The sequence below is a fragment of the Mesorhizobium sp. M2C.T.Ca.TU.002.02.1.1 genome (assembly GCF_003997225.1).
In genome coordinates this window covers 1-3,312 of sequence record NZ_RZTO01000703.1, presented here as the reverse complement: position 1 = coordinate 3,312, position 3,312 = coordinate 1, and the positions used below count along the sequence as shown (strand labels likewise).

General features: G+C 60.5%; 4 protein-coding genes and 1 pseudogene. 1 reads left to right on the top strand and 4 read right to left on the bottom strand.

Translation table 11 applies throughout. The features are described from left to right. The 4 genes and pseudogenes from EOD07_RS27895 to EOD07_RS27880 form a co-directional block, all read right to left on the bottom strand. A partial coding sequence (locus EOD07_RS27895; protein ID WP_127237681.1) for a hypothetical protein occupies positions 1-276 on the bottom strand: 276 nt, incomplete at its 3' end. Between the two features lie 10 nt (positions 277-286). Next, positions 287-727, bottom strand: coding sequence for a hypothetical protein (locus EOD07_RS27890; RefSeq protein ID WP_127237680.1), 441 nt, complete (start codon positions 725-727; stop codon positions 287-289). A gap of 22 nt (positions 728-749) precedes the next feature. Beyond that, positions 750-872 (bottom strand): annotated as a pseudogene (locus EOD07_RS27885) (GapR family DNA-binding domain-containing protein); the annotation flags it as partial. Positions 873-1,658: 786 nt separating this feature from the next. Beyond that, the gene (locus tag EOD07_RS27880; RefSeq protein ID WP_164772595.1) at positions 1,659-2,063 is read right to left on the bottom strand and encodes a hypothetical protein; all 405 of its coding nucleotides are present in this window, start codon (positions 2,061-2,063) and stop codon (positions 1,659-1,661) included. Between the two features lie 51 nt (positions 2,064-2,114). Here EOD07_RS27880 and EOD07_RS27875 point away from each other — a divergent pair, with 51 nt between their 5' ends. After that, on the top strand, positions 2,115-2,879 hold the full coding sequence (locus EOD07_RS27875; protein ID WP_245470520.1) for a c-type cytochrome: 765 nt from the start codon (positions 2,115-2,117) through the stop codon (positions 2,877-2,879). Positions 2,880-3,312 lie beyond the last annotated feature (433 nt).

The following is a 3,312-nucleotide window of genomic DNA, read 5'->3' as shown; positions in this document are numbered from 1 at the left end:
CAGCCAGAGCGCCGAGCCCAGCATCATCAGCTGCGCCTTCAAGCCGCCGCTCTTCTCCGCCGTTCGCCAGACGGCGATCGTCAGGAAGATGTTGTAGGGAACGGGGAGGAAATGCACCGCCAGCACCAGCCCAAGCGGCAGTTTCAGCCCGAGCAGGATCAGCGCCAGCGCCGAGGAGGCGACGCTGATCAAGGTGCCGACAAGCAGCATGTCGCGCCAGAACAGCCGGTCGAGCGGCGCTTTACCCCTCCAGCGCGCGCGGAAAAAGCCCGTCATCGCCGGCGGCCTATTCCTGCCCCAGAACGTCGGTCACGGCTTCTTCGAAGCGTGAGCACTCCCTCACCAGCCAGTCGGTCATGGCCGGCCAGTTGTCCTCGGCATAGCAGTTCACCCGCCACATCGAGTTGATGCCGAGACCCTCGCAGCTCTGTTCGGGCCTGAGCTTCAGTCTGGCTTCGATCGCCGGCTGGAAGGGTTTCAGCCGCGACCACGATTGCGTGGCCCCGAACTTCTCGTTACGCCCGAAGAAGACGCCGACATGGTTCTGCGCCGGCGCGACATACATGGAAAGCACCAGGGTGAAATCCGGCAGCCCACGCTGCCAGAACCAAGGCCCGCGTCGCGCCATCCTTGACCTTTCCTCCGGGTGCCGCTCGGCGAACAGCGCCCAGAAGCCGCGATGGCGGAACTCCGAGGCGCGACGGCCGCCGAAGTCGAATTCGTTCATGGCCGGCTCCCGGCCATGAGCCTTACACCATGCCGAGAGCGGCCTTGTAGAGATCGAGGATCGACTCCTCCTCCTGGCGCTCGGCCTGATCCTTCTTGCGCAGCCGCACGATGGTGCGGATCGCCTTGGTGTCGAAGCCTTTTCCCCCCTACGTGAATCTGTCGCCCACCGACCATGCCCTCTACCTCCCTCAAACCCAAGCACCGTACGGGATTCCATCTTGGCACCATCTCGCCTAGGCGACACCGACATAGGAGTGCGGGGGGCGGCGCGTAACTCAATAACGCTGTAGCCGCCCCCCCCGCATGCACCGTGGTTGTAGCCGCCATTGGAGACCTGACAAAGCGCCATCTCTCATTTTGGCTACAGTAGGGACACCCGTAAAAAGGGGGTGTCGCCGACTGAGCTTCTTCGAACTCCGACCCATGAGAGGCTTCGCCCGGTCAAACCTGCTGAATCAAACCTGCTGAACATGAGGGCCTTTGCAAAGGCGTTGCCTGATATGCAAATTGTCCAACACGCTGTTGGACAGTTTGCCATGTCATTGGACTGTCGTTGCGTTTTGACCGTCTCGACAACTTCTGGTTCTGCCTCGCGCACGAATTGGCCCATGTCGCTCTTCATCTTGGAAAGCGTGACATCGGCTGCTTCTTAGATGACCTGGAATCCAAGGGTGAGCAGGACGGTGCCGAACCGCGGCACGGGCACGCGAGCTGGCACACAAGCCTTCGATTAGCCCGGCAATCGTGGCGGGTAGAATCCGACGTGAGCGCCAAAACTGGCGGCTGATGACCGATCTCGTCGGACAAGGGCTCGCCCGACGTCACTTCCTGGCATGCGCCGCCTGAGTGCTCAAATGATCGACCTTCGGATAGGGTCGATCATGGACCTGTCGAAACAACCAACAGCATCGAAGGAGGACCGAAAATCTTCAGTCGACCGACGGTTTTGGCGAGGGCTTCACCTTTTTTTGTTTCGTTGCCGGGGCAGGAAGAAGCGGAGCGCCATCGATCACCGTAGGTTGGCTTCCTTCGATGTCCGTCAGCAACTGAACGACCTGGGATGGCTCGGTTTCGCGGTAAAGCGCCATGATCTCCCGCACGGCGGCTATACGTTTGGGAATATTGTCCAGCTCAATGCCCTCTGTCTCGGCATGCAGCCTGCGGGCTTCAGCATAGATTTTCTCGGCTTCCGCCATGGCCTGAATAGCATCCGCCTCCAGCTTGGCGTTCTCTAGCCCCCTTGTGCGAAACCTTTCACGGAGATTTTCGATGGCTCCCGATCCCAAGTCCATGGCCACTTGCCTGGCGGTCATGTTCTGCTTCACGTCGATCACGGTATCGAGCAGGGTAGTGAAGGCTCGGGCAACCATTGGTTCAGATACAGCGTGGGTATCACTGCGGTACTGGTGGTCCTTACGGCGCTCGGCGGCTTTGTCATCCTTCCCTACGCCCAATCCAATCTCAAGTTTGCCGGATTGTGGGACGCGATCTGCAGTGCTGCCGGAATTCCTAAGCAGCCATCGAGCGAAACCGTCATCCAGCCCACGTTTAAGACCTCGGACGTCGTCATGATATCCGCGATGCTGGCCAATCCTACACGCGAGTCTGTCGGACGCGGGGCAACGCTCGCTCAACAATGCGCGATCTGCCACGGGCCTACGGGGGTCAGCCGAGCAGACTCACCCAATCTCGCTGGCCAGTATCCAGCCGTGATCTTCAAGGAACTGAAAGACTTCAAATCGGGCGCCCGTGCCAACGCAGTGATTAGCCCGTTCGCGCCTCATCTCAGCGACCAAGACATCGTGGACCTGGCGGCCTATTACCGTTTTCTACCCCGGCTTCCTGCCTACCATCCCGCGCAGAAGCTTCCAGCGCCTCGCATCGTCATCAACGGAGCCCCGATCCGCGGCATTGCTCCGTGCGGCTCGTGCCATAGCAGCTTAGACAACAAGACTGGCAGTCCTTGGCTCGAAGGCCAATCGGCGGTCTACATGAAAGCCCAACTGCATGCGTTCGCCAACGGAACGCGCCGCAACGGCATCAGCCAGCAGATGCGGAATATCGCCCGCGCAATGACAGATGAGGAAATCGAGCAGGCGGCGGAATATTACGCTTCGCAACCACCGGATCAGTATCAAACGACACCGTAACGGCGGTGAGCTGTCTCCTCTTGCGTGCCGATCATGTCGAGAATTGCAGCGCGGCAGTTTCGATGTCGTTGCACGACGTGCCCGGAAAGATGGTTCGCGACTGCCGCCCCAGGCCTCTCGCTCTGGTGCCTTCGTCCTCTATCGGACGGACCACGACGACTTGCACCTCATCAGCACTCGCCAGCATGTCGAGAGAGTCTCGGGTGACGTACGACGCTGCCAGGCGCCATCCCGCGCGTAAGCGTTTCGGCTTCAGTGTAGCGCGCGCTTCCCTGGGGGACCCGCAGGGTCAAGCGAGGGAACGTGCGCGGCTTTCGTAGCGAATCGTCGTAGCTGCAATTCTGCGCGTGGTGGCCGCCATGGCATCTGCCGCCACAATTCTCTTCGACCTGTCGGCGGCGTTCTGGGTCGCCGCCTTCGTTGGGTATACTGT

Coding starts and splice junctions, on each gene's coding strand:
- EOD07_RS27890 (WP_127237680.1), bottom strand. CDS start 727: ATGAACGAATTCGACTTCGGCGGCCGTCGCGCCTCGGAGTTCCGCCAT.